21 protein-coding genes, 1 tRNA gene and 1 pseudogene are annotated in these 24,410 nt (G+C 60.6%); 15 read left to right on the top strand and 8 right to left on the bottom strand.

Annotated elements, in window-relative coordinates; all coding sequences use genetic code 11:
* Positions 1 to 3: 3 nt before the first annotated feature.
* From J2T09_RS08380 to J2T09_RS08365, 4 genes are all read left to right on the top strand, one after another.
* A complete protein-coding gene (locus J2T09_RS08380; protein WP_306833168.1) occupies positions 4 to 1,119 on the top strand; it encodes an ABC transporter ATP-binding protein in 1,116 nt (371 codons plus the stop codon).
* A 54-nt stretch (positions 1,120 to 1,173) separates the two neighbouring features.
* Complete coding sequence (locus J2T09_RS08375) at positions 1,174 to 2,433, top strand: ABC transporter substrate-binding protein (protein WP_306833166.1); 1,260 nt, start codon at positions 1,174 to 1,176, stop codon at positions 2,431 to 2,433.
* Positions 2,434 to 2,694: 261 nt separating this feature from the next.
* Positions 2,695 to 3,348, top strand: coding sequence for a hypothetical protein (locus J2T09_RS08370; protein WP_306833164.1), 654 nt, complete (start codon positions 2,695 to 2,697; stop codon positions 3,346 to 3,348).
* Between the two features lie 95 nt (positions 3,349 to 3,443).
* On the top strand, positions 3,444 to 4,292 hold the full coding sequence (locus J2T09_RS08365) for a hypothetical protein (RefSeq protein WP_306833162.1): 849 nt from the start codon (positions 3,444 to 3,446) through the stop codon (positions 4,290 to 4,292).
* Positions 4,293 to 4,393: 101 nt separating this feature from the next.
* Here the strand turns inward: J2T09_RS08365 and J2T09_RS08360 are convergent.
* Positions 4,394 to 4,469, bottom strand: a tRNA-Ile gene (locus tag J2T09_RS08360).
* 160 nt (positions 4,470 to 4,629) lie between these two features.
* On the opposite strand from J2T09_RS08360, the gene J2T09_RS08355 reads away from it, so the two are divergent.
* From J2T09_RS08355 to J2T09_RS08345, 3 genes are all read left to right on the top strand, one after another.
* Positions 4,630 to 5,388, top strand: coding sequence for an SIMPL domain-containing protein (locus tag J2T09_RS08355; RefSeq protein ID WP_306833161.1), 759 nt, complete (start codon positions 4,630 to 4,632; stop codon positions 5,386 to 5,388).
* Positions 5,389 to 5,629: 241 nt separating this feature from the next.
* A complete protein-coding gene (locus J2T09_RS08350; protein ID WP_306833159.1) occupies positions 5,630 to 5,839 on the top strand; it encodes a hypothetical protein in 210 nt (69 codons plus the stop codon).
* 80 nt (positions 5,840 to 5,919) lie between these two features.
* Positions 5,920 to 6,897, top strand: coding sequence for a substrate-binding domain-containing protein (locus J2T09_RS08345; protein ID WP_306833157.1), 978 nt, complete (start codon positions 5,920 to 5,922; stop codon positions 6,895 to 6,897).
* A 61-nt stretch (positions 6,898 to 6,958) separates the two neighbouring features.
* On the opposite strand, the gene J2T09_RS08340 is transcribed toward J2T09_RS08345, so the two are convergent.
* From J2T09_RS08340 to J2T09_RS08320, 5 genes are read right to left on the bottom strand one after another with little or no spacing between them, the layout of a single operon-like run.
* Complete coding sequence (locus J2T09_RS08340; RefSeq protein WP_306833155.1) at positions 6,959 to 8,227, bottom strand: ABC transporter substrate-binding protein; 1,269 nt, start codon at positions 8,225 to 8,227, stop codon at positions 6,959 to 6,961.
* Positions 8,228 to 8,278: 51 nt separating this feature from the next.
* On the bottom strand, positions 8,279 to 9,112 hold the full coding sequence (locus J2T09_RS08335; RefSeq protein WP_373458397.1) for a carbohydrate ABC transporter permease: 834 nt from the start codon (positions 9,110 to 9,112) through the stop codon (positions 8,279 to 8,281).
* Positions 9,112 to 10,044, bottom strand: coding sequence for a carbohydrate ABC transporter permease (locus J2T09_RS08330; protein ID WP_306833152.1), 933 nt, complete (start codon positions 10,042 to 10,044; stop codon positions 9,112 to 9,114). The genes J2T09_RS08335 and J2T09_RS08330 overlap by 1 nt, the downstream gene beginning before the upstream one ends.
* Positions 10,037 to 11,200, bottom strand: coding sequence for an ABC transporter ATP-binding protein (locus J2T09_RS08325; RefSeq protein ID WP_306833149.1), 1,164 nt, complete (start codon positions 11,198 to 11,200; stop codon positions 10,037 to 10,039). Before J2T09_RS08325 ends, J2T09_RS08330 begins: the two co-directional genes overlap by 8 nt.
* A complete protein-coding gene (locus J2T09_RS08320) occupies positions 11,197 to 12,060 on the bottom strand; it encodes a metallophosphoesterase family protein (RefSeq protein WP_306833147.1) in 864 nt (287 codons plus the stop codon). The genes J2T09_RS08325 and J2T09_RS08320 overlap by 4 nt, the downstream gene beginning before the upstream one ends.
* A gap of 250 nt (positions 12,061 to 12,310) precedes the next feature.
* On the opposite strand from J2T09_RS08320, the gene J2T09_RS08315 reads away from it, so the two are divergent.
* The 5 genes and pseudogenes from J2T09_RS08315 to J2T09_RS08295 all read left to right on the top strand — a co-directional run bounded on the left by J2T09_RS08315 (position 12,311) and on the right by J2T09_RS08295 (position 14,900).
* A complete protein-coding gene (locus J2T09_RS08315; protein ID WP_306833142.1) occupies positions 12,311 to 12,586 on the top strand; it encodes a hypothetical protein in 276 nt (91 codons plus the stop codon).
* Between the two features lie 83 nt (positions 12,587 to 12,669).
* Entirely contained in the window at positions 12,670 to 13,491 is an 822-nt protein-coding gene (locus J2T09_RS08310; protein WP_306833141.1) for a bifunctional allantoicase/(S)-ureidoglycine aminohydrolase, read from the top strand.
* Positions 13,492 to 13,575: 84 nt separating this feature from the next.
* On the top strand, positions 13,576 to 13,773 hold the full coding sequence (locus J2T09_RS08305) for a hypothetical protein (protein WP_306833138.1): 198 nt from the start codon (positions 13,576 to 13,578) through the stop codon (positions 13,771 to 13,773).
* A gap of 266 nt (positions 13,774 to 14,039) precedes the next feature.
* Positions 14,040 to 14,396, top strand: a pseudogene (locus J2T09_RS08300) (response regulator); the annotation flags it as partial.
* A gap of 54 nt (positions 14,397 to 14,450) precedes the next feature.
* On the top strand, positions 14,451 to 14,900 hold the full coding sequence (locus J2T09_RS08295) for a GNAT family N-acetyltransferase (RefSeq protein WP_306833136.1): 450 nt from the start codon (positions 14,451 to 14,453) through the stop codon (positions 14,898 to 14,900).
* Between the two features lie 52 nt (positions 14,901 to 14,952).
* Here the strand turns inward: J2T09_RS08295 and J2T09_RS08290 are convergent, their stop codons facing one another.
* Together J2T09_RS08290 and J2T09_RS08285 are read right to left on the bottom strand one after the other, a co-directional pair.
* Positions 14,953 to 15,651: a flavin reductase family protein gene (locus tag J2T09_RS08290; protein ID WP_306833134.1), complete on the bottom strand. Its 699-nt coding sequence runs from the start codon at positions 15,649 to 15,651 to the stop codon at positions 14,953 to 14,955.
* Between the two features lie 211 nt (positions 15,652 to 15,862).
* Positions 15,863 to 17,191 (bottom strand): dicarboxylate/amino acid:cation symporter, encoded by a 1,329-nt coding sequence (locus tag J2T09_RS08285; protein WP_306833131.1) that lies wholly within the window; start codon positions 17,189 to 17,191, stop codon positions 15,863 to 15,865.
* 215 nt (positions 17,192 to 17,406) lie between these two features.
* On the opposite strand from J2T09_RS08285, the gene J2T09_RS08280 reads away from it, so the two are divergent.
* The 3 genes from J2T09_RS08280 to J2T09_RS08270 all read left to right on the top strand — a co-directional run bounded on the left by J2T09_RS08280 (position 17,407) and on the right by J2T09_RS08270 (position 24,269).
* A complete protein-coding gene (locus J2T09_RS08280) occupies positions 17,407 to 19,296 on the top strand; it encodes a sensor histidine kinase (protein ID WP_306833129.1) in 1,890 nt (629 codons plus the stop codon).
* Positions 19,293 to 20,642, top strand: coding sequence for a sigma-54-dependent transcriptional regulator (locus J2T09_RS08275; RefSeq protein ID WP_306833127.1), 1,350 nt, complete (start codon positions 19,293 to 19,295; stop codon positions 20,640 to 20,642). The genes J2T09_RS08280 and J2T09_RS08275 overlap by 4 nt, the downstream gene beginning before the upstream one ends.
* Before the next feature lie 810 nt (positions 20,643 to 21,452).
* A complete protein-coding gene (locus tag J2T09_RS08270) occupies positions 21,453 to 24,269 on the top strand; it encodes a DNA translocase FtsK (RefSeq protein ID WP_444939722.1) in 2,817 nt (938 codons plus the stop codon).
* Positions 24,270 to 24,410: the final 141 nt, after the last annotated feature.

The raw sequence follows: 24,410 nt of genomic DNA, 5'->3' as shown, positions 1-24,410 counted from the left end.
TGTATGGCTCAGCTTTCCATCCGCAACCTGGAAAAGGTCTATGGCGGCTCGCTCAAGGCACTTCACGGCATCAATCTCGATGTGAAGGACGGGGAATTCATGGTGCTGGTCGGCCCGTCGGGCTGCGCCAAATCGACGACACTGCGCATGATCGCCGGGCTGGAAACCGTGTCCGGCGGGCATATCACCATCGGCGACAAGATCGTCAACAATCTGGCTCCGGGTGAGCGCGGCATCGCCATGGTGTTCCAGAATTATGCGCTCTATCCGCATATGAAAGTGCGCAAGAACCTTTCCTTCGGCCTGAAGCTGGCCGGCGAAAAAAAGGAGGAGATTTCCCGCCGGGTGCAGGAAGTGGCCGAGGTTCTCGAAATCGAACCCTTGCTCGACCGCCTGCCAAAACAGCTTTCCGGTGGTCAGGCGCAGCGCGTGGCGCTTGGCCGTGCGCTGATCAAGAAACCGGAAGTATTTCTGTTTGACGAGCCTCTGTCCAATCTGGACGCGAAACTGCGCGCATCCATGCGGGTGCGCATCACCGATCTGCATCGCCGTCTGAAGGAGCAGGGGCAGTCATCGACTGTCGTCTACGTGACCCATGATCAGGTCGAGGCGATGACCATGGGCGATCGCATCTGCGTCATGAAGGACGGTCGCATCATGCAGGTGGACGATCCCGAAACGCTGTATGCGAAGCCCGCCAATGCTTTTGTCGCCGGTTTTATCGGCATGCCGGAAATGAACCTTGTCGATGCGACCTTGACCCGTGGCGAAAGCGGGCCGGTGGTGACATTCGGCGATCAGTCGATCCGGTTCGGCGCCAAACTGGCGGGGCGACTGGAGGCGGGTGTCGGTGGTGAGGTCACCTTTGGCGTGCGCCCGCAGCATTTCCGGTTGGCGGCAGCAGGTGAAGACGCATTGACGGCAAAGGTCATCAAGGCGGATTTCCTCGGCCATGAGGTCGATGTGCACATCATGATCGGCGGCCAACGTTTTACCGTCGTCCTGCCCGTCGAGGATTACCGAAAGGCCGCCGTGGACGGCACGATCCGCATTCGCCCGGAAGAGGACCGGGTGTTCATTTTCGATCGCGAAAGCGGTCAGAACGTCAGCCTCGCCTGAGGGCGCGGCCGGCGCTTTTGCCACCGATGCAATGTTTCAGGAGGGAAACGCATCATGAGGAAAAAATCGATACTTGCAGCATTGTCGCTTTCATTGGCGACATCAGTGGTCGCGACGAGTGTCGCTTCGGCGGCCGATCTGCGCATGTCCTGGTGGGGCGGCGATGGCCGCCATGTCGCCACCCAGAAGGCGCTGGACTATTGCACCACGAAAACCGGTCACAAGGTGAAAGCCGAGTTTGCCGGTTTCGAGGGTTATCTCGAAAAGCTGACGACGCAGATGGCCGGCAGCACCGAGGCGGATATCATCCAGGTCGACTGGCCGTGGCTTTTCCAGTTTTCCAAGGAAGGCGAGGGGTTTGCCGATCTGAAACAGTTTTCCGGCGATCTCGACCTGAGCCAGTGGAATGACAGCCAGCTTGCGCCCGCCATGATCGAGGGCAAGCTCAATGGCGTGCCTGTCTCAGTCACCGGCGCCACCTATTATTTCAGCGACGAGATCTACAGGAAGGCCGGTCTCGAACTGCCGAAAAGCTGGGAGGACCTTGCCGCCGCCGCCAAGAAGATGAACCCGGACGGCGTTTATCCCTTCGACAGCACCCGTGTCATCCTGATGCTGATGATCGAGGCCTTTGCGGCGCAGATTTCCGGCCAGGAATTCGTCAAACCCGGCACCAATGAACTGGCCTGGACGGCGGAAGACATTGCCGGTGCGCTAAAACATTATCAGTGGATGGTCGATAACGGCATCGTGCGTTCGGCCAAGGATGCGGCAGCCGTCGGCAATGTCGAGATTTTCGATGATCCGGCCTGGGTCTCGGGCCGTATCGGCGGCACCTATTTCTGGGACTCGACCTATTCGAAATACGATGACCCGCTGACGGTTGGAAAGCTCGTGCCGGCGGCACCGCTGAAGATCGAAGGGGCCAAATCCGACGGTGTCTACAAGAAGCCGTCCATGGTCTTTGCGATTTCAAGACATTCGAAAGACCAGAAGGCTGCGGCACAGGTGATCAATTGCCTGCTGAACGACAAGGATGCCATCCTGATCCTCGGTGACAGTCGCGGCTTGCCCGCCTCGGCCATCGCCAAGGCAACGCTGGAAGAAGCGGGAAAACTGACCCGTGAACGTCTGGACGGCGCAAAGATCGTTGCCGAGGCCACGGGCCCGGTCATGTCACCACTGATCGAACATCCATCCGTGCAGGAAGTGTTCAAGGACGTCATCGAGCAGTTCGCCTATGGCCAGATGACGGCCGAGGAAGCCGGCGAGGAAATGATCGACGGCCTGACCAGGGCATTGCGTCGCCTTTGATGGTGCGTATGGCCCGTGTCGCGAGGCATGGGCTTTGCTTCTTCATGATGAGGCACCATTTTCCGCAGTCAGGCGACAGGATGTTCGGCATCACCGGATCCAGGTTATGGATTCCGGTGATGTTTTTTGTTGTCATGTTGATGGAACCGGCGGCAAAGAGGGATGACGGTCGGTTCTCTCTGTCACATTTGCCGATGGACGTCGGAAATCTTAACCGACCACGCGTGGGCTCCGATCCTTTATCGAGCGGATTAAACTGGAATGACGACTGTGAAATTTCATCTTATCGCGTCAACATTCGCTGTTCTACTGGCCGCTTTGACGATGTCGGCGGCCTTCAGCACGCGCCTTGAAGCAGCCCCTGCACAACTTGAAAAGGTTCCGCTCTGCAGCCGAACTGGCTACGAGATCTATGAGCCGCCGGTCTTTATCCAGGGCGAACGGATCGCGATAAAGGCATTTGAACGAGAAGAATTCAAAGGTTGCCAGAAGGTTTTTGCCTTTGACGATGCCGGGGAAACCGATCCTTTTATCTTCGCAGTATTCCTGTCTTCCGAGCGGATCGAGGCCAGCCAGAGAGATGCGTTCGCCGTTTTCATCACCGAAACCTTTCGCAAAGGGCAGGATACAAACCTCACCATCATGCCGGAAAGGACCAAGGGTTCATTTCGCGAGTTCCGGTTTTCGGTGGCGGTAAAAGGGCAGTCCGCAATGGACGGGGATATATCCCGCATGTCCTTCCTGGATGTGGAAGCGGGTACGCTGGTTGTCTATTCGTCAGGCCCGCTGACTGTCCTGGAGGCATTGCTGAAGACAGAGAAGGGCGAGGAAAACGCGCCAAGCCTGCCGGTCAGGAAAGCCATGTATGTCAAGCTCTGGCACAACGCCAATCTCGAATTGCTGAATTCCCAATAAACGGCCTGCATCGATCTCGGTTGCTTGTTGCATCCTTGCTGGTGATATGGCGATCGAAGAAAGATCGCCTTCATGCATACTTTTGGAGAAACCGGATGTCCGGTCTTGTTAGACACGTTTTGCATCTGCCGCATGCCGATATTCCGTTGTATTTTAGGCACTTCCGTCTCGACATTGCCTACCGGGAGGGCATGGCGCCGGACGAAGAACGCCGGGAGGTGCTGGAAGAGGCATTTGCTGAACTCCAGCAGGGATTGCGCTACGGCTTTTTCTGCTGGGACGGGTTTTCGACGCGTGAAACAGCCGAAGTGGAGGTCCGCTGGAGCGATGCAGGTGATATGTCGGTGACTGTGTCGTCCGAAAGTATCCATTACAATGCGCTTGTCGCGGCTATTCGCATCACGGCACGGCTTCACCATACAAGTCAGGAAGGATATGAGGCAATGCGAGCTATCCTCGGTGATGACGCTGATGGATTGCCGGCGCCGGTAAGTTTCACACAAAATGTTTCGTCACTCGCCATTTCGGATATCGTGGCGGCCGGGCAGGATATCGTCGCAACGGCGGATGTCCTTAATTTTATCGCCGATGGCATACGTTTCCCTGACTTTGCGCCTTTTGCGAAGGGAATCGGTGAGGACTACACGGGCGGCAGGCTGATCGCCACTGTGAGCGATGGTGGAAGTTTTCCTGCGGGCGATCCGATCGATATCGAGGATTACTTTCTGCGTCTTTTCGCAGGTGGTGTTTTTACATCTGTCGATGACCTCGACCGTGAAGTGGCTGACAACGAAGCCGAAATTTTCACGCGCCGACGTGATGGCCGGACCGAACTGCTGATTGATGACTACACTGACCAGAAATACGGATTGATCGAGCTTTTCAATGTTGTCGCCGGCGGACATATGACGCGGCTGGATATCCGTAGCGAAGGCGATGACTGAGCGCGGAGGCGCAGATAACGGTTCGCCATAAAAAACGGAATAATCCGGGAGGCTCAAGGTGGCTAATCACACGCTAAGTGCCTTTTGAAATATAGGCAAATTGGTAGACCCGGAGGGACTCGAACCCCCAACCAAGCGGTTATGAGCCGCCGGCTCTAACCATTGAGCTACGGGTCCAGCCGTAAACACGGCTCGCGGTGGCGCAATGGTTCGCCTTCCGCGAAAAACGCTCTAACTTAATTCTGCAGTCGTCACAAGCCGTTGCCGCAATAGGTTCACAATCGATCGTCACTGAGTTGTGGCCGAAGACTTTTTCATTCAGACAAGGACCGTTTTCATGCGCCGTACCAATTATCGCTCCACCGGCCCTCTCTCCGCCCTGTTCGCCGCTACCCTCATTGCCATGCCGCTTGCCGCAACCTCCGTTTCGGCACAGGAGCGCCCGATGCGTGATCCCGTCATCCGGGTTACCGGCACCGGTGAAGCATCCGTTGCGCCTGATATGGCGATCATCAACCTCACCGTGGCGCGCAATGCAGAGACCGCTGAAAAGGCGCTGGCCGACAACAATACGGCCATGAACCAGGTGCTGGCGGCGCTGAAGACTGCCGGCATTGCAGAGAAGGATTTGCAGACCAGCAATTTCTCCATCTATCCGCAATACCAGCAGAACGAACCGAAAGACGGTCGTATCGACCCGCCAAAGATCATCGGTTACGAGGTTCAGAACGGCGTGACGGTCAAGATTCGCGATCTGAAGGCGCTGGGTGGCATCATCGATCAATCGGTGAAGCTTGGCGTCAATCAGGGCGGCCAGATCACCTTTACCAATGACGATCCGTCGGGTGCCCGCACCGAGGCGCGCAAAAAGGCCGTGGCGGAGGCCATGGAAAAGGCGCGTACGCTTGCGGAAGCGGCGGGCGTGAAAGTCGGCAAGGTTGTCGATATCAGCGAGGGCGAAGATCGCTTCATGCCGCCATCGCCGATGCCGCGCATGGCGGCGATGAAGGCCGAGTCCGACAGCTTTGCGGTTGCTGCCGGTGAAAATACCTATTCGATCTCCGTCACCATGACGCTGGCGATCGACCAGAACTGATTTTTGGCGGACGGGCTGTTCATGCAGTCCGTCCGGCTTATGCCTCTGGCAGGCGTGATGGCGGAAACCAGTCATGTCCTTGCGCCGGCAGAGTTTTTGGGTTTCCAATCCCCGTTTTGCGCGGGTGAGGTCCTCCCTCGTGGACTCACGTTAACGCTTTACTTTAAATTTAATTCTACCGAATGCAGCTTTTGATTGCATGTAGTCTCGCGCATGTGGGAAAACATCGGGGGCTTCTGACATGCATGATATCGAAAGCGTGGTGGCCGGTTTGAAGAAGATCCGGGACGAGATTTGTACTATCGACGAGCGCAGTGTCGTGGCCCATCTTGTGGGGCTCGCCCTGCATGAGGCCCTGCTGATGGCCTGGGAAAGCGTACGGCGCGATCCCGATGAAAAACGCAGGGCAGCACGGTTCTTCCGGCTTTATGCGATCATGCCGAAGGATTGAGTTTTTGGCGCTGTCGTAAAACTGTCGCGCAATCTTCATAAATGTCCCGCGCCGGGAGGCAACGGACGGAGCGGAAAAGCATGGCAACATTGGAAGAGGTCGCGAAACGCGCGGGCTGTTCGGTGGCAACCGCCAGCCGTGCCCTGACCGACAAGGGTGCCGTCAGCGACAGCGCGCGGCGGCGGGTCGCCAAGGCGGCGGCCGAGCTTGGCTATCGGGCCTCCGTGGTTGCGGCGGGCAGGGCGGCGCGGCGACCGGTCGTCGGCCTGCTCATCCCCAGCATCACCAATCCGGTTTTCGCCACATCGGTTTCCATCATCCAGAACCGTATGCTGGTGGCGGGACATGGCGTGCTGATCGCGCAATCGAACTACGATCCGGCGCAGGAGGCGAATGCCATTGCGGCACTTCTGAACGAACGGCCGACCGGGCTGATCCTGACGCTGTGTGATGCCGCAAGCTATCGGCTGCCGATAACCGACATGCCGCCGACGGTGCTGATGCACAATCGCCCGACGGCTGCGTTTACGGCGGCGGTCACGGTCGATAATTTTGCGGCGAGCCGGATGATCACGCGGCACATGATCGCGCATGGGCATAGCCGCATCCTGTTCGTATCCGGCAGTTTCGCGGCATCCGACCGGGCGCGTCATCGTTATGAGGGCCATGTTGAAGCGATGCGGCAGGCGGGGCTGGAGCCGATCCCGGCGCTGGAGATTGATTTTACCGAATATGACCGGCTCGATCTCGGCGAGGCGCTTCGGCTGACGCAGCCGACGGCGATCATTGCGTCCAACGACCTTTTGGCGCTCGGTGTCATTGGGGCCTTGAAGCGTGAAGGGCTTTCGGTGCCGGGCGATGTGTCGGTTGCGGGTTTCGATGGCATTTCCATCGGCCGGCTGATCGATCCGGTTCTGACGACGATCGAAATGCCGGATGTCAGCATGGGGGCGGCTGCCGCCTCGCTGCTGCTCGATATCGCGGAAAACCACGCGCCGGCGCGGCATCTCGACGTGCCGTTCACGATGCGGCCGGGCGGCACGGTCCGGGCGATCTGATTTTTCAAAAGAAAACCGCCGCACGATTGCTCGTGCGGCGGTTTTTTCGAGATGAAGAGTTTTAGCTGCGTGGCAGCAGGCGCTTCACTTCCTTGGCGGCATCTTCCAGCGCTTCTTCCGGCTTGGCCGACTGGTCAACGACGCGCGAGGAATTGTCGACGATCGTCTGGGTGACGCGGACACCGTTGGAGCCCGGGAAGGCGTACCACGGGATCATGCGCGGCATCTGCTTGAGACCGGCCTGGAACAGCGGGTTCCTGGCGTAGAAATCACCGAGATATTCCGGCGACTTGGCGGCCAGTTCGTTGTTCGGCACGTAACCGGTGCCGGGAACGACAACCGAGGCGCCGTAAGGGCCGGCTGCGAACTTGGCGAACTTCCAGGCGGCGTCCTGCTTGGCTTCGTCCTTGGTCAGGATGACGACGGCGTTGCCGCCGGTCGGCAGCTTGCCGTTGACCGGGTCGAGAAGCGGGATTTCGGCAGTGCGCAGGTCGAACTTGCCGCCAACGTTCTTGATGGTGTTGGCGAGAGCACCGGTGGTCTGGAAGGCAAAGCCGACCTTGCCGGCGACAAAAGCCTGCTCACCGGCAGCCTTGGTGAAGACCGGCATGCCGGCTTCCTTGACCAGACGGTCAAGGACGGCAAAAGCCTTCTGGCCTTCAGGACCGTTGAAGGCGACCTTGCTTTCGTCTTCCGACAGCATGGTGCCGCCGGCGCCGAACAGCAGCGCGGAGAACATCCAGTCGTCACCCTGCCAGCGGAAATCGACCGAGTCGACGCCGTTGCCGAGCGCCTTGATCTTGGCGCCGAGAGCGATCACTTCGTCCCATGTCTTCGGCGGTTGGTCGGGGTTGCCACCAGCGGCTTTCACCAGATCGGCGTTGTAGTACATGATTGGGTTCGACGTTGCGAAAGCGAGGCCGACCTGCTTGCCGTTGACCTGAGCGAGCTTCAGGATCGTGTCCGAAAAGCCCTGTTCGGCCATCGAGGCCTTGTCCTTGGCCATGAACGGCGCGAGATCGACCGGGATCGAACGCTCGTCGGCCATGCGCAGACGGTTGAGGCCGATGAAGGTCAGGTCCGGCATTTCGGACGTGCCGGCCTGGCGCATGATCGTCTGGATGCCTTCCTCATAGGTCGGCGACGGGTTGGCGAACTCGATCTTGATGTCCGGGTTTTCTTCCATGAACTTCTTGGACACCTTGTCCATGACGTCCTTGAAGAAGCCCGGCATCGGGTAATGAACGGTCAGCGTGGTTTCGGCGTGAGCCGGGAAAGCTGCTGCCATGGTGATGGCGGCTGCCGAGAGAAGTTTTGCAAAATGCTTCACTGCATTTCTCCTTGGGAGGATGGGCGGGAGGTTGGCGACCAGTTCTCGGAGTTATCCCTTGAGACCGGTCATGGTGATGCCCTCGACGAAGCGTTTTTGTGCGAGAAGGAATGCCGCAACGAGGGGAAGGGTGATGATCAGGGTGGCGGCCATCAGCGCGCCGTAGTCGTCGCCGGCTTCGGCTGCCCGGAAGAACAACAGGCCGAGCGGCGGGGTGGCATAGGCCTGGTTGGAGACGACGATCAGCGGCCAGTAGAGGTCGTTCCAGTGCGCCACTACAGAAAAGATCGCAAAGGCGGTGATTGCCGGCCAGGCATTGGGAACGATGACGCGCATGACGATGCCGAGTTCCGACATGCCGTCCAGACGGGCGGCGTGGATGAGGTCGTCCGGCATGGCGCGGAAAAACTGCAGGAACAGGAAGATCGCAAACACCGAGATCGAGAACGGAGCGACGAGAGCCGTATAGCTGTTGAGCAGGGCGGCGCTGTCGAAAGCGACGTAGAGCGGCAGCGAGGTGGCATGGATCGGCACCAGAAGGCCGAGCATGACCAGTGCCATCAGCAGGCGGGCAGCGCCGAATTTCAGCTTGGCCATGGCATAGGCGCAAGGAATGGCGATGATCACCTGAATGACAAAGATCAGGCCGCAGACGATGACGCCGTTCCAGAGCAGCTGGCCCATCGAGACGCGGCCAAAAGCCTTGGCGAAATTCTCGAGGTAGAAGAACTGCGTCGGGATCAGCGACAGCGACGAGGTGAAGATCTCGCTCTGGCCCTTGCCGGCGGTGGAGATCATGAAGATGTAGGGCGCGAGGAAGATCAGCGCGCCGAGCGACAGGAGCGTGAGGCGGAAGGCCCGACCGAAGGAAAGGGTGTTGGTCATCAGTAATGTACCTTCCGGTCGACGAGGCGGTATTGCGCGAACATCATCACCACCAGCACGGCGAGGAAGACGACGGTCATGGCCGAGGCGTAACCGACGCGCAGGTAGACAAAGCCTTCCTGGTAGATGGTGAAAAGCAGCACTTCGGATGCCTTGTTGGGGCCGCCTTCGGTGAGCGTTTTTACCGTTTCGAACACTTTGACCGCGTTGATGATGCTGATCGTGGTGACGAAGACCGTGGTCGGGCCGAGCATGGGCAGCGTGACGAGGAAGAACCGGTCGATCGGGGACTTTGCGCCATCGATTTCGGCGGCGGAATACAGGTCGCGCGGGATGGCGGTGAGGCCGGCCAAAAACAGGATCATGTTGAAGCCGACCGTCTGCCAGACGCCGATCATCGACAGGCTGTAGAGAACGGTGCCGGCGGAGCCGAGCCAGTTGGGGCCGGGCAGGCCGATCAGGTTGAGCAGGCTGTTGACCGGGCCGATGGTCGGGTGCAGCAGGTATTGCCAGACTGTGGCCATGGCGACGAGCAGCGAGGCGACCGGCAGAAAATAGGCCGTGCGAAAAAAGGAACGGCCGACGGTTTCGCTTTCGATCAGCAGCGCCACACCGAGGCCGAGCAGGATCGAGGCGGGCGCGACGATCGCGGTATACACGGCGGTGTTCCACAGCGACTGGCGGAAGGTGCGGTCGCCCATCAGTTCGGCGTAGTTTTCGAACCCGACAAACTTGAAGGTGCTGTAACCCAGTTCGAAATCGGTGAAACCGAGCGTGATGACGGCGACGACCGGGGCGAGGATGAACAGCACGATCAGGATCATCGCCGGTGCGGCGAGCATCCATGCAACGCGGGCTTCGTGACGTTCGCTGACGTTGACGATCGGGCGTGATTTCTCGACGGGCAGGGAGATGGCGGTCATGTCAGCCATGCGCCCGCTCCAGCTGGGTGGTGAAAGTCAGGTCCGCGGGCAGGCGAAGTCCGTCGGCGCCGAACACCATCAGGCGTTCGCCCTGCGGCACGATTGTCACCGGCTTGCCGGCGACAAGGCCCCTGGCGTCGGACGGAGCGAGCTTGACGACCATGCTTTCGCCGATGGCGTCGAGTTTGGTGTAAACGATCACTTCCGAGCCAAGGAACTCCAGACGCTCGATGTGTGCCGGCAGGCCCGGTGCGCCGAGATCGGCAATCGACAGGAATTCCGAGCGGATGGCGACGGTGATATCCGATCCCGGTGTTAGCCTGTCATGCGGCTGCAGCCGCCATGTGCCGAGCGTGACGGCGCCATCGGCATCCACGCGGCTGGCAATGGTGTTGATGCGCGGCTGGCCGACGAATTTGGCGACCTCGATATGGGCCGGATCGTCATAGATGACTTCGGGTGCCGCGAGCTGCAGCAGGTTGCCGGACATCATCACCGCGACACGGTCCGCCATCGACAGGGCTTCGGCCTGATCATGGGTGACGTAGAGCGTCGGCACACCGGCGCGGCGGTGGAGGTCGACGATTTCGCCACGGGCGTGGACGCGCAGGTTGGCGTCGAGGTTGGAAAGCGGCTCGTCCATCAGGAACAGGCCGGGCTGGCGTACCATGGCGCGGGCAAGTGCCACACGCTGGCGCTGGCCACCGGACATCTGGCCGGGTTTGCGGTCGAGCAGGTGGTCGATCTTCAGCGAGCGGGCCATGTCGGTGACCTGCCGCATGATATCCGTGCGGATCGCCTTCTGCCCCGGCAGCAGCGAGCCGATGACCGGTAGGCGCTGCATGGAGGTGAGATTGCGCATGGCGAGCGGCACGGCGATGTTCTGGCCGGCCGTCAGGTGCGGATAGAGCGCGTAGGACTGGAAGACCATGGCGACGTTGCGTTCGGCCGCGACCAGGCGCGTCAGGTCGCGGCCGCCGGCAACGATCTCACCGCTGTCGGCGCCTTCAAGACCGGCGACGATCCGCAGCAGCGTGCTCTTGCCGCAGCCCGAGGGACCCACCAGCGCGATGAACTCGCCGGCTTCCGCCTCCAGGCTGATGCCCTTCAAAATGTGGTTTTCACCAAACGACTTGGTGACATTGGTGATCGAAAGCGCGCTCATTCGGCGGCCTCCGCAGCTTCTTTGTTCTTGGCGCTTTGCGGATAGACTTCCTCGATGATGTCATCGATGACATGGGCGACCATGCCCGGAACGGCGACGATGGTGCTCTTGACCGTTTCGCCGAACTCGTGGACGACGGCGCCGACCAAGCGCTCGCCTGGCATTTCGCGCTCCAGCGTGTCGATGATAAAGGCGGCGGCGGGCCCCCAGATGAGCGAAGTGTTCTCGAACTTGCCTTCCCATGCCCAGTGCAGGTGGCCGCTGGCGAACAGTGCAACGTCATGGGCGGCGATCAGATCAAACATGCGGCCGCGCTGGGCCGGGCGCAGGCCCCAGTAACCGGTGTCGCCTTCCTGCGGTTCGTCGACAAACAGCGGCTTGTGGGAGAACATGGCGACGCGGCGGTCGCCGCGGTTTTCCAGCACTTCCTTCAGCCAGACGAACTGGGCTTCTTCTTCCGTGCCGTCCGCATCATCGCCCTGACCAAACAGGAGCGCGTTGAGGCCGACGAAACGCCAGTTGCCGTTGTCGGTATGGGCATCGTGGAACCAGTAATCGCGGCCGACCATGTCGCGCCAACGGTTGAGGCGTTCCTCGTTGACGGGCTGCGGCGAGCCGGGCAGGTGGCCGACATCGTGATTGCCGGGAAGGATCAGCATTGGAGCCGACACTTCGCGCATCAGGTCCATGGAGAAGGAAAGATCGTTGGCATGGTCCGCGCCATCCACCGAGAGGTCGCCGGTATGGATGATGAGATCCGGCTCTTCGGCTTCGATCCACTGCAGCAGTGGCGCCCAGTTGCCGTTGAAATGCGGCTTCATGGGGCTCAAGTGCGTGTCGGTGATCTGGATGATTTTCATGGGGCAGGCTCCAACATTTCGGCGGGCGGCCTTCATGGCGCCACGCATTCGTTGAGCGGCGTCTTAGCGAGCTTGCTTGTCAGTCAAATTACAGGGGTTTCCAGTTTCCTTCCATTTTCGTCATGGAACCGTCATCTGCGCACATTTCTGCGGATTTTGCGGGAAAAGCAGGCTTCCCATCAAAAACGGGGAAACTGAAATAAAGTTGTCGCATGACACGTGTATTGGGCGGCGCAAAGGAGCCCAACCGATGTCCCGAGACCTTACGCTTTGTCAGGCAGTCCATGATCCGCTGATCGCGCTGATGCGCAAGGCGGATGGCATCGAGACGCCGGAATTTGCGAAGTTCCTGATGTCGGCTGCCGACCATTATCGCGTAACGGAAATCGAAAGCCTGCAGCGCCGTCGGGTCGACCAGTTCTACAGGATGATCGGGGCTGGCGACATTCATGTGCCGCCGCCGCGCGAAGCCGTTCGCGACGTGCCGAAACATGTGGTCAAGGGACCGATCTGGGACCTTTGCTGAGCCGCGATCTGCGCTGAATACCCCATTGCCTGACCCGAGCGTGATGCTTACACCTTGAGCTTCAACAGCCAAGGGTGCAGTGCATGACATCTTCCAGCTATTTTTCCGCCTTGGGCGGCCTGCCGCCGCAGACGCAGACGCTGTCCAGCAAAGCAGTTTTCACCACGGCCTACGCCGTCATTCCGAAGACTGTCATGAGCGACATCGTGACCTCGGTTCTGCCGCACTGGGAAAAGACGCGGGCGTGGATTCTGGCGCGGCCGATGACCGGTTTTTCCGAGACGTTTTCGCAATATATCGTTGAGGTTCTGCCGGGTGGCGGCAGCGTGCGGCCGGAGCCGGATGCGCGGGCTCAAGCGGCGATCTTTGTCGTGGCCGGGGGCGTGACGATTACGCTCGATGGCGAAAAGCATGTGTTGAAGACGGGCTCGTTTGCCTATCTGCCGGCCGGATCAGAGTGGACGATCTCCAATGATGGCGCGGAGGCCGTGCGCTTCCACTGGGTGCGAAAGGTCTTCAAGGTGGTGGAGGGGCTGGAACTGCCGCCCGCAATCTTTACCCATGAAGACGATTGCGAAATGTCGGCCATGCCGGATACCGATGGCCGCTGGGCAACGACCCGTTTTATCGATCCCTCCGACGTGCGTTACGACATGCACCTCAACATCGTCACCTTCGAGCCGGGTGCCACCATTCCCTTCATGGAAACCCATATCATGGAGCACGGGCTTTATGTGCTGGAGGGCAAGGCGGTCTATCGGCTCAATTCCGATTGGGTCGAGGTGGAAGCCGGGGATTTCATGTGGCTGCGCGCCTATTGCCCGCAGGCCTGTTATGCCGGTGGTCCGGGCCGTTTCCGCTACCTGCTTTACAAGGATGTGAACCGCCACGCCGACCTCTGGTGAGGTCGGCTTCACCGTAGCCGCCTGACGGAACCGTCGCGCATGTCTCCACGTTGTTCCATCAAGTTCACGATGATGGAGGACACAATGGCCATGGCGCACGACAATTCCAACAAGGCTCCATCCGATGCGGTCAAATCGCTGAAGGAGGAGAAGAAGGTGCAGCGGCGCACCGATGCGGAAAGCGAACTGGACGAGGCTCTGGAGGACACGTTTCCGGCCAGCGACCCGGTTTCGGCGACGCGTCCGGGCAATGCGCCGGATGACGACAAGAGAAAGTCCTGATCCGGGCTGCATCGAAGACGAAAGCCCGGCTGCGAGCCGGCCGGGTGTTCAGCAATATTTCCGTCCGGTATCGGACGAAGAAAGAGATGCAGTCTTCTCAATCTTGTCGTAAATATACCCCACGCTATCTTTTCCAAAGGATTCCTTCCTGGAGGCGGAAGCGTTTCTCTATTCATATCCCCGGTATCTGCCGCGGGGCGGAATAACCAAAAAGAACAAATTGACGGCCCGGGGTAACTGATATGACCGACCTGCAGACGCAACGACGGATCCTGATGGTGGATGACGACGTGCTGATCGCCATGACATCCGTCGACATGCTGGAAGAGCTTGGCCACAAGGTGATCGAGGCGCATTCCGGCCGCGAGGCGCTGGAACTGCTCGGCAAATCGATCGATGGCGGCGACCGTATCGACCTGATGATTACCGATTTTTCCATGCCCGGCATGAACGGTGCCGAGCTTGCACAGCAGGCCCGCCAGCTCGTGCCCGGCCTGCCGATCCTGCTAGCTTCCGGTTATACGGACCTGCCGGATGGCATGGATGTCGATGTCGGGCGCTTGGGAAAACCGTATTCGCAGGAAGAACTGGCGAGCGAGATCGCCAAGGTCATTCCAGCGTAAGCTGTTTTCCCAGTTGAACGGACTGCCAGATATTCCTGTAGCTGTGGGGACGGGATGTTGCAGATCAGGAAAGCAGAGCCGGCTGACCGTCCCGACTGGGAGAGGCTTTGGCGCGAAAATTGTCTCCATTTCGGCGCCGAGGGCATGTCAGACGCGGTGATCGATGCGCTCTGGCAGCGGATTTTGGAGGGCAGCCACCCGATGTATGCTTGGCTTTTGTCCGATGGCGAGGAGACTGTCGGGCTGGCTCATGCCATCATTCATCCCCATACATTCACGTTGCGGTCGGTCTGCTATCTGGAAGATCTCTGGGTTACGCCGTCCGCGCGCGGCCGGGGAATGGCGACAGCTTTTATCAATCACCTGTCGAAAGTCGGGAAGTCTGAAGGCTGGCGGCGAATCTATTGGGAGACCGGTCTTGATAACGAGGCGGGGCAGCGCTTGTACGAGCGGATCGCAAAGCGGCGAGCCGTCGCGATATACGACCTTGATCCCGGTGCCTGATATCTTACAGATCGATCGCGTGCGCGAGATCGTCAAGGTCGTGGCAAAATGATCATTCTCCCGCTTCCCTGACCGATATCGTCGGCATCCGCGGGCGCAGATGCGCGGCACCGCGATAACGGGCCTCGTCCATCGTCTCCAGATCGAAGCCATCTCGTGTCGTTGCATAGCCATGGCCACCCATGCGGCCGACGGCATCGAGGATGGCCGGATCGATATGCAGGCGGTCGTTGACCATGTCGGCGCGCAGATGGGCGGCGAGGATCTCGCCGACGACGATTTCCCGGGAATTGCCGATATCGAGATAGGAATGCAGGCGGCATTCGAGTGCTGCCGGTGCTTCCGCGATGCTGGGGCAGGCGATTTTCGAGCCCGGCCGCAGTGTCAGCCCCGCCTCGGCCACTTCATCGACTGTTTCGTCGAAAGGCACGGCGGTGATGTTCATCGCATCCATCAGCGCGTGCGAAACGATGTTGACGGAAAATATGCCGGTGTCGCGGATGTTGCGGCCGGTATCCTTGGAGGCGCCGGTCTGGCGATATTCGACGCCGAGCGCGACGATCGGCGGATCGGAACTGAGGCAATTGAAGAAGCTGAACGGCGCGGCGTTGACGCGGCCGTCCGTGCCGATCGTCGTTACCCAGGCGATCGGCCGCGGCACGATGGTGCCGATCATGATCTTGTAGCGGTCGCGCGGGGAGAGGTCCGCAAAGTCGAGCGTGATGGTTTCGGTCATTGTTGTTGTGGTCATGGCTGGTTCCCGTCGGCCGTATTGTCGGCCTGTCCTTGTTTTCCGCTCTCTTCGGCGGTGCAGCATGAGGCTACACGTGTTGTGAAGCTTTGGGCAAGGTGGTTCGGGAGCGTCTCCAATGACGGCCGTCAGCCAAAGTGGAAAAGCCCGAAGCATTGCTGCTCCGGGCTTTTCTCATGCGGGTCTCTTGGGAGGACCTGAGGGGGCTTGATTATTCGGCGGGCTGCAGGGCGGCCGGTGCCGGTTCGCCGGTCAGCTGGCCGGACATCGCTTTGTCGAGCATCGACTTGTCCAGTTCGCCTTCCCAGCGGGCAACGACGATGGTGGCAACCGCATTGCCGACGAGGTTGGTCAGCGCGCGGCATTCCGACATGAAGCGGTCGATGCCGAGGATCAGCGCCATGCCGGCAACCGGAACGGCCGGGACGACAGAAAGCGTTGCGGCAAGCGTGATGAAGCCGGCGCCGGTGATGCCGGCAGCGCCCTTGGACGACAGCATGGCCACGAGCAGAAGCAGGATCTGGTCGCTCAGCGACAGGTCGATGCCGGTTGCCTGGGCGATGAACAAGGCCGCCAGCGTCATGTAGATGTTGGTGCCGTCGAGGTTGAACGAGTAACCGGTCGGGATGACCAGGCCTACAACCGAGCGCTTGCAGCCGGCGCGTTCCATCTTCTGCATCAGGTTCGGCAGGGCCGCTTCCGAAGAAGAGGTGCCGAGAACCAGCAGGAGTTCTTCCTTGATATAGCGGATCAGGGAGAAGATCGAGAAGCCGTTATACTTGGCGACTGCGCCGAGAACGACGACCACGAACAGGAATGCCGTGATGTAGAAGGTCAGGATGAGGAAGGCGAGGTTGGCGACCGAACCGATGCCATACTTGCCGATGGTGAAGGCCATGGCGCCGAAAGCGCCGATCGGGGCGGCCTTCATCAGGATGGCGACGAGGCGGAAGATCGGGGTGGTGAGCGCGGTCAGGAAGTCTAGAACCGGCTTGCCCTTTTCACCGACCATGCCGAGCGAAATACCGAACAGGACCGAGAAGAACAGGACCTGCAGGATATCGCCCTGCGCAAACGCGCCGACGATGGTTTCCGGGATGATGTTCATCAGGAAGCCGGTGATCGTCGTTTCATGCGCCTTGGTGGCGTAGGTGGCGACTGCCTTGCCGTCGAGCGAGGCCGGGTCGATGTTCATGCCGGCGCCGGGTTGCAGCACGTTGCCGACGATGAGGCCGACGATGAGGGCCAGGGTCGAGAAGGTGAGGAAGTAGAGCATCGCCTTGCCGGCAACGCGACCGACCTTCTTCAGGTCCGACATGCCGGCGATGCCGGTTGCGACGGTCAGGAAGATGACGGGGGCGATGATCATCTTCACCAGACGGATGAAGGCGTCACCCAGCGGCTTCAGGCTGGCGCCGAAATCCGGGTAAAAATGGCCGAGCAGCATGCCGGCGACGATCGCCACGATGACCTGGAAATACAGGTGGCGATAAAATGGCAGGGCCTCCGCCTTTGTGGCAGCGGGTGCGTGGATATCCATGATGTCCTCCAGTTGCCCCGCTCAAGGTTCCTACCCGGGGCAGCAGTTGATAGAATGCAGCTAAGACAGCAAGGCTCGTGCCAGTTTCCGTTTCAATCGATTAAGTCATTGAAATGACAGGTGCCAATTTGATCCGGATTAACTTTTCATTTGCAAATTGTGCGGATATCCGCACTTTTTGTTGATGGCAGTGTGAAATCATGCTCATTGGCGCCATGTCGAAATCAGCTCGTTTTCAGACCGAAGATATTTTGCGCCGGCAATTTCGCCGGACATGGGCCATCTTCGCGGTGGCGGCCTTGTGTCTGGCTCTGGCCCTGGGCTTTCTGGTGGAGCATTTCGGCCGGGTTTCAGCGCTGGCACTGCTGGAACGCCAGGGGCGCACCGAGGCCGATCTGAAGGTGGCTTTGCTGCGGGCCTCGTTGGAACGGCCGCGGGCATTGCCGCTGCTTCTGGCCGGCGACCGCGATGTACGCGATGCCCTGATCGACCCGGGGGCGCCAACGGCGGCACAGCGGCGCGAGGTTCTCGATGCCAAGCTGGAAGATCTCGTCGTGCAGACCAATGCCTCGGTCATCTATGTGATCGGGCTCGACGGTGTTGCGATCGCATCGAGCAACTGGCGCGAGCCGACCAGCTTTGTCGGCAATGATTATGCTTTTCGGGCTTATTTTTCCGGGGCGATGAAGGACGGCTCCGCCGAACATTTCGCGCTTGGCAGCGTTAGCAAGCGGCCGGGTCTTTATATCTCGCAGCGGGTGGGCCCGGTGGATGCGCCGCTTGGCGTCGTGGTCGCCAAGATGGAATTCGACCAGTTGGAAACGGACTGGCGCAATTCCGGCCGACCTTCCTATGTGGTGGACAACAATCATGTCGTGCTGGTGTCGAGCGTGCCGTCCTGGCGTTTCATGACGACGCAGCCGCTGCATCCCGAAGATCTCGGCGCTATCAGAGAAAGCCTGCAGTTCGGCGATGCGCCGCTTCTGCCGCTGCCGTTTTCGCGCGAGCGCATGGTGAATGATGGGGCGGCGATCCTGTGGGTGGTGATGCCGGGTGAGGCGGGACCGCAGGACTTCTTGCGCATCACGGCGCCGATCGCCTCGACGCCGTGGCGGTTCGAATACCTGATGCCGATCCGGCTGCCGCTTGCCGACGCCATGCGCGAGGTGCGGCTGACGACGCTTATGGGCTGGGCGGGTCTGGTGGCGCTGGCCGGCCTCCTGTTGCGGCGCCGGCAGGTGACGGTGATGACGATCGCCGGCGAGCAGCGGGCGCGCGAGGAACTGGAGGAGCGGGTGGCGGCGCGCACGATCGACCTCAGTCTGGCGCGTGACCGGCTGGAGGCTGAGATCGCCGACCACGAGATGACCGACCGCAAGCTGCATGCGGTGCAGCAGGATCTGGTTCAGGCCAACCGTCTGGCGATCCTCGGGCAGGTGGCGGCCGGCGTGGCGCATGAGATCAACCAGCCGGTGGCGACCATTCGCGCCTATGCCGACAATTCCAAGATCTTTTTGGCACGCGGAAAGCCTGAAAGCGCGGTCGAAAACCTTGACCAGATCGCCTCGCTGACCGAGCGGATCGGTGCGATTACCGAAGACCTGAAGGCGCTGGCGCGCAAGGGCCGGTCCGAGGCGGTGCCGGTTCTGTTGAAGGAGGTTTTCGACGGCGCGCTGATGCTGGTGCGCAGCCGCTTTGCCGGCAAGATGGACACGCTGACGATCTTTCCGCCGCCGCAAGGGTTGCAGGTGATGGGCAGCCGGCTGCGGCTGGAGCAGGTGTTCATCAACCTCATTCTCAATGCGCTGGAGGCAGTGGAAGGGCAGGGCGACGCGCATATCACGGTCACCACGGAAGTCGCAGGTGAGCGTGTCGCTATCCGTGTTTCCGACAATGGGCCGGGTGTGCCGGAAAAAATTCTGGCGGCGATGTTCGAGCCCTTCAACTCGTCCAAGGAAAGAGGATTGGGTCTCGGGCTGGTGATCTCCAAGGATATCGTTTCGGATTATGGCGGGCGCATCGAGGTGGAAAGCGAGCCGGGGCATACCTGCTTCACCGTATTTCTGGCGCTGGTGACTGCGGATATGAATGAGGAGGCGCCATGAGCGACGCAACAAAAATCTTTCTGATCGATGATGATGCCGATCTGTTGCGCGCGACCGGGCAGACGCTGGAACTGGCCGGTTTCGATGCGGCGCTGTTTACCTCCGCAACGGAAGCGCTGTCGCGGCTGCGTTCTGATTTCGAGGGCGTGATCGTGTCCGATATCCGCATGCCGGGTCTGGATGGGCTGGAGCTTTTCGAGCACGTGAAGGAGCTGGATGCGGAATTGCCGGTGATCCTGATGACCGGGCATGGCGATATTCCGATGGCGGTGAAAGCCATTCAGGATGGCGTTTATGACTTTATCGCCAAACCATTCGCCACCGAGCGTCTGTTGCAATGCATTCGCCGGGCGGCGGAAAAACGGCGGCTGACAATGGAAAACCGCCGGCTGCGGCTGGCCGCAGCGGAAGGCGGGGCCGGGCCGCAATTGCTGGGGCAGACACCTGTGATGGTGCGGCTGCGCCAGACGTTGAAACAGATTGCCGATACGGATGTCGATGTGTTGGTGACCGGCGAAACCGGCAGCGGCAAGGAAGTGGTGGCGAGCCTGCTGCATCAATGGGGAAGGCGCGCGCATGGTCATTTCGTGGCGCTGAACTGCGGCGCATTGCCGGAGCAGATCATCGAAAGCGAGCTGTTCGGTCACGAGCCGGGCGCGTTTACCGGGGCGCAGAAGAGGCGTGTCGGTCGCATCGAGCACGCGGATGGCGGCACGCTGTTTCTCGATGAGATCGAAAGCATGCCGATGGCGACGCAGGTGCGCATGTTGCGTGTGCTGGAAATGCGTGAGGTGGCCCCTCTGGGCACCAATGATATTCGTCCGGTCGATCTGCGTGTCGTGGCGGCGGCCAAGGTGGATCTGGGTGATCCCGGTCAGCGGGCGAGTTTTCGCGAGGACCTTTATTACCGGCTGAACGTGGTGTCGCTGTCGATCCCGCCTTTGCGCGAGCGGCGTGAGGATGTCGCTTTGCTGTTTCATTATTTTGCGGAAAAGGCGGCGCGGCGTTTTTCGCGTGATGTCCCGGCAATGTCGGATTCGGTGTCGCGTTATCTCGCCGATCATCACTGGCCGGGCAATGTGCGCGAGCTTTCGCATTTTGCCGAACGGGTGACGCTGGGTCTGGAGCCGGTGCCGGTTTCGGGTGCTGCGCAGCCGGGGAGGGGAGGGGAGCTTTCGCTGCCCGAGCGAGTCGATGCCCATGAGGCGGAGATCATCCGCGAGACGCTGACGTCGTTCGGCGGCAATGTGCAGCAGACCATCGCGGCTTTGAAAATTCCGCGAAAAACCTTTTACGACAAGCTGCAGCGCCATGGCATCGTGCGCTCAGACTATGCCGAGCGCTGAAGGCGTCGTTTACCGGATCGGTTCTCGGATGACGATTTTTCCGATTTATTTTAAGTGAATGAAATCAGATGCATGAGTGGGTGATAGGGTAATTTTCTCGTGGTTTCGGGGAGTCTCGACATGGCACGGCGAGGGGCGATTGAAAGGGGTTGTTAACCTTTATTTTCTATCTCTTTAGGTCTTCGTGCCACTCCTGTCCTTCGTTCGGTGCCCATGCAGTTTTCTCGTAAAAATCCATCCCAGAATAACGAAAAAAACATCGCCGAGGACGGCGGATCGCAGACCGTAGACACCGCGCAGACGCCATCGCTGGCGGAGCAGGAAGTGGCCTATGCGGCCGCCCAGGCCCGCAAGGACCTTCTGGCACGCATGCAGGCACCGGTTCAGCTTTCGGCGCAGGCCCGCAAGGCAGCTGCCGCTACGGCAGTAACGGAAACTGCTGAGGCGACGCGGGCGAAGGAAGACGAGGCGTGGCAGCAGGCATTTCGTCTGGCGCCCAACGTTCGGTTTACCCGCACGCCCGAGGCCGCCTTGTCATCGCGCCATGCGGATGCGCACGAGCCGGCGGCCGCCGTGATGCCCGATGCCTATGCGCAGTTTTCGATCGAAGGCGCGAGCGAGAATGCTGCCCGCAAGGTGACGGCAGGCCCGGTCGTGGATAACGAAGCCGAACGGGTGGCGGCCGAAGCGGCAGCCGCACGCGCTGCCGCTGCCGAAGCATTCCGCAATTCTCTTCCCAAGACGGGTTCGCCGCTGATCGTGCCGCGGCGTGTGCCGGCCGCTTCGGCGGCGCCAATCGCAGCGGCGGCCATGACCCCCGTGCCGATGACGCCGGTCAGCGGTCCCGTTTCGCAGATCCCTGCTGTAGAGCAGGTCCCGGCTCAGGTTCAGGCGCAGGCAGACGTTCAGCAGATGGTCGCCACCACTGCGACCGTCGCCGCGCCATCGATCCTGATGCCGGATGGTTTCGATGGATATGTCGCGGTGGCCCCTCAGGCACCTGCGTCGCATCCGAAGTTTTCGTCGAGCGGTTCGGTCGATACGATTGCCGGATTGCAGCAGCTGGCCGCCGCCATGCGTCGTGGTCTGGTGCAGACGATGCCGACGCCTGCCGGTTCGCTTGTGGCCAATGATGTGGCGCCCGTTGTCGCTCCGGCTGCTGCGCCGATCGCTGCCGTGGGCGACGTGCAGGCCGAAATTGCTGCGGCGCCCGTGGCCGTTTCCGATTTCGCCTTCTGGGAAGTGATGCCGTTCGACATTTCGGAAATTCCGCCGATGTCAGATGCGCTCAATGGCCACCAGATCGCTACGCCGGTGGAAAAGCCGGTTGCTGCGGCACCTCTGCCGGTGATCGTGCAGGCGCCGCGTCCGGTCAAGCCGGTGATGGCGCCGGAAATGCTGACGCTACTGAACTCGAAGCGCCGTTATGCGCCGGCTGGTTCCGTCGTCGCGCTTTATCGCGAAGTAGCAACCGCAAAACATGCGGAAGCTGCCGTTGAACTGCCCTCCCTGCCGCCGCTTCTGCAGGCCGCGATCGAAGGTCCGGTGAAGCATGCGACGCAGCCGACCGTGCAGGCAGCACCCGTGCCGGTGACGCCTGTGCCGGAACCGGCCAACCAGCAGGCCGCGCAGCCCATGCAGATGGTCGCCAACGCGCATCCGTTTATGCAGGCTCATGGCATCCAGTTTGGCGCCATGCAGGCAGCTGCCATGCTGCAACCGACCGTTTCCATCGCGGCAACGCCGATGGCGGCACCTGCCGGTCTGACCCAGACGACGGCATTCGTGCAGCCGACCCCGGTCGCCGCCGAACCGGTGGTCGCCAGCCCGTTCGTTTCTACGCCGATTTTTGGCAGCCCTGCCTTTGGTGGTTCCGCGTTCGGCGGCTCTTCGTTCGGTGCGTCTGCTCCGGTCGCACCCGTTGCCGAAATTGCGCCGGCCGAGCCGGTTGCAGAAACCGTTGCCGTCGAGGCTCCCCTCGAAGTGGTCGCGGCCCCGGTTCCGACGCCGAGCAACGTTACGATCACCGTTCCGGCCGCAACGCCGGCGCGTGCCCAGACCGTGCGCCCCAGCCTTGCCGAATACGAGTTTCCGCCGATCGGCCTGTTGCAGGAACCGCGCGGCGAGCGTGGGCAGGCCATGCAGCCCGACGCGCTTCAGCAGAGTGCCGGTCTTCTCGAAAGCATTCTGGAAGATTTTGGCGTCAAGGGCGAGATCATCGACGTGCGCCCGGGTCCGGTCGTTACGCTTTATGAATTCGAACCGGCGCCGGGTGTCAAATCCTCGCGCGTCATCGGTCTGGCCGACGATATCGCCCGTTCGATGTCGGCGCTGTCCGCCCGTGTCGCCGTGGTGCCCGGCCGCAATGTCATCGGTATCGAACTGCCGAATGCCGTGCGCGAAACCGTGTTCTTCCGCGAACTGATCGAATGCGAAGACTATTGGGAAACCAAGCATCGCCTCGCGCTTTGCCTCGGCAAGACGATCGGTGGCGAGCCGGTTATTGCCGAACTGGCAAAAATGCCGCATCTGCTCGTGGCCGGCACCACCGGTTCGGGCAAGTCGGTCGCCATCAACACGATGATCCTGTCGCTTCTCTACCGGCTGCGTCCGGAAGAATGCCGCCTGATCATGATCGATCCAAAAATGCTGGAACTGTCGGTTTATGACGGCATCCCGCACCTGCTGACCCCGGTCGTCACAGACCCGAAGAAGGCAGTGCTGGCGCTCAAATGGGCCGTGCGCGAGATGGAAGACCGTTATCGCAAGATGTCGCGTCTGGCCGTTCGCAATATCGACGGCTACAACCAGCGCGCTGCCGCCGCCCGCGAGGCCGGCGAGGTGATCACCGTCAACGTGCAGGTCGGTTTCGACCGCCACAATGGCGAGATCGTCTACGAGGAACAGGAGATGGACCTCGCGCCGATGCCTTACATCGTCGTCATCATCGACGAGATGGCCGACCTGATGATGGTGGCGGGCAAGGAAATCGAAGGTGCTGTCCAGCGTCTGGCGCAGATGGCGCGTGCCGCCGGTATCCATGTCATCATGGCGACCCAGCGTCCTTCGGTTGACGTCATCACCGGCACGATCAAGGCGAACTTCCCGACGCGCATTTCCTTCCAGGTGACGTCGAAGATCGACAGCCGCACCATTCTGGGTGAGCAGGGTGCCGAAAACCTGCTCGGCCAGGGCGACATGCTGCACATGGCCGGTGGTGGACGCATTTCTCGCGTGCACGGTCCATTCGTCTCGGATGCCGAGGTGGAGCATGTGGTCAAGCACCTGAAGCTGCAGGGCCGTCCGGAATATCTCGGCACCGTGACCGAGGATGAGGAAGAGGCGGGCGCTGAGGAAACGACTGACGAAGCCGTGTTCGACAAGAGCGCCATGGGTTCGGAAGACAGCGGCGACGACCTTTACGACAAGGCCGTCAAGGTTGTGCTGAAGGACAAGAAGTGCTCGACTTCCTACATCCAGCGCCGCCTGTCGGTGGGCTATAACCGCGCCGCCTCGCTGGTGGAGCGGATGGAGCAGGAAGGTCTGGTTGGCCCGGCCAACCATGTCGGCAAGCGAGAGATCATCGGCGATGGTCGCGGCCCGCAGGGTTCCGGCATGGATGATTGAGGTTTTGCCTCGGATGTGAATGATGAAGAGGGTCCGCTTGCGGGCCCTTTTTCGTATGTGGTGCCGACAGGAAAGAGAGCGAAAACTTGACGGCCATCCTCGCCTTTCACTAAAACAGTCCGACCGCGATCCTTGCGTCGC

Source organism: Neorhizobium huautlense (genome assembly GCF_030811685.1).
Taxonomy (GTDB): domain Bacteria; phylum Pseudomonadota; class Alphaproteobacteria; order Rhizobiales; family Rhizobiaceae; genus Neorhizobium; species Neorhizobium huautlense_A.
Note: the sequence above shows the minus strand (reverse complement) of the source record. Positions and strands in the feature narration are given on the sequence as shown.

Excerpts from the sequence above, each read along its gene's own strand:
- J2T09_RS08380 (WP_306833168.1), top strand. The coding sequence starts at position 4 with ATGGCTCAGCTTTCCATCCGCAACCTGGAAAAGGTCTATGGCGGCTCG.
- J2T09_RS08375 (WP_306833166.1), top strand. The coding sequence starts at position 1,174 with ATGAGGAAAAAATCGATACTTGCAGCATTGTCGCTTTCATTGGCGACA.
- J2T09_RS08370 (WP_306833164.1), top strand. The coding sequence starts at position 2,695 with ATGACGACTGTGAAATTTCATCTTATCGCGTCAACATTCGCTGTTCTA.
- J2T09_RS08365 (WP_306833162.1), top strand. The coding sequence starts at position 3,444 with ATGTCCGGTCTTGTTAGACACGTTTTGCATCTGCCGCATGCCGATATT.
- J2T09_RS08355 (WP_306833161.1), top strand. The coding sequence starts at position 4,630 with ATGCGCCGTACCAATTATCGCTCCACCGGCCCTCTCTCCGCCCTGTTC.
- J2T09_RS08350 (WP_306833159.1), top strand. The coding sequence starts at position 5,630 with ATGCATGATATCGAAAGCGTGGTGGCCGGTTTGAAGAAGATCCGGGAC.
- J2T09_RS08345 (WP_306833157.1), top strand. The coding sequence starts at position 5,920 with ATGGCAACATTGGAAGAGGTCGCGAAACGCGCGGGCTGTTCGGTGGCA.
- J2T09_RS08335 (WP_373458397.1), bottom strand. The coding sequence starts at position 9,112 with ATGACCAACACCCTTTCCTTCGGTCGGGCCTTCCGCCTCACGCTCCTG.
- J2T09_RS08330 (WP_306833152.1), bottom strand. The coding sequence starts at position 10,044 with ATGGCTGACATGACCGCCATCTCCCTGCCCGTCGAGAAATCACGCCCG.
- J2T09_RS08325 (WP_306833149.1), bottom strand. The coding sequence starts at position 11,200 with ATGAGCGCGCTTTCGATCACCAATGTCACCAAGTCGTTTGGTGAAAAC.
- J2T09_RS08320 (WP_306833147.1), bottom strand. The coding sequence starts at position 12,060 with ATGAAAATCATCCAGATCACCGACACGCACTTGAGCCCCATGAAGCCG.
- J2T09_RS08315 (WP_306833142.1), top strand. The coding sequence starts at position 12,311 with ATGTCCCGAGACCTTACGCTTTGTCAGGCAGTCCATGATCCGCTGATC.
- J2T09_RS08310 (WP_306833141.1), top strand. The coding sequence starts at position 12,670 with ATGACATCTTCCAGCTATTTTTCCGCCTTGGGCGGCCTGCCGCCGCAG.
- J2T09_RS08305 (WP_306833138.1), top strand. The coding sequence starts at position 13,576 with ATGGCCATGGCGCACGACAATTCCAACAAGGCTCCATCCGATGCGGTC.
- J2T09_RS08295 (WP_306833136.1), top strand. The coding sequence starts at position 14,451 with ATGTTGCAGATCAGGAAAGCAGAGCCGGCTGACCGTCCCGACTGGGAG.
- J2T09_RS08290 (WP_306833134.1), bottom strand. The coding sequence starts at position 15,651 with ATGACCACAACAACAATGACCGAAACCATCACGCTCGACTTTGCGGAC.
- J2T09_RS08285 (WP_306833131.1), bottom strand. The coding sequence starts at position 17,191 with ATGGATATCCACGCACCCGCTGCCACAAAGGCGGAGGCCCTGCCATTT.
- J2T09_RS08280 (WP_306833129.1), top strand. The coding sequence starts at position 17,407 with ATGTCGAAATCAGCTCGTTTTCAGACCGAAGATATTTTGCGCCGGCAA.
- J2T09_RS08275 (WP_306833127.1), top strand. The coding sequence starts at position 19,293 with ATGAGCGACGCAACAAAAATCTTTCTGATCGATGATGATGCCGATCTG.
- J2T09_RS08270 (WP_444939722.1), top strand. The coding sequence starts at position 21,453 with ATGACCCCCGTGCCGATGACGCCGGTCAGCGGTCCCGTTTCGCAGATC.